Annotated in this window: 1 protein-coding gene; it reads left to right on the forward strand. The window is 48.2% G+C overall.

Translation table 11 applies throughout. The features are described 5' to 3' along the window. Positions 1-359, forward strand: a 359-nt coding sequence (locus MMP72_RS15810) for an Ig-like domain-containing protein (RefSeq protein WP_241406217.1), incomplete at both ends; no start/stop codon positions are given.

The following is a 359-nucleotide window of genomic DNA, read 5'->3' on the forward strand; positions in this document are numbered from 1 at the left end:
GTAGAAGCAGTTACAGACGAAGATGGTAACTGGAGTGTTCCAAACCCAGACAATCTTGAAGATGGTGATGAAATAACTGTGGTCGCAACAGACCCAGCAGGCAATAGCTCAGATCCAGCAACAGCGGTGGTAGATGCAGTTGCGCCAGTGGTGACACTGAATGAACAAGCAACCAATGACAATACCCCAGAACTGACTGGAACGATAGACGATCCAGAAGCGACAGTGGTGGTAACGATTGATGGTGTTGACTACGAAGCAGTGAACAATGGAAATGGTACTTGGACGCTTGCAGACGATGAGGTTGCAGAACTCGCAGATGGTGATTATGAAGTAACTGTTACGGCTACAGACCCAGC

The organism is Acinetobacter sp. NIPH 2699, from assembly GCF_022549355.1.
Classification (GTDB): Bacteria; Pseudomonadota; Gammaproteobacteria; order Pseudomonadales; family Moraxellaceae; genus Acinetobacter.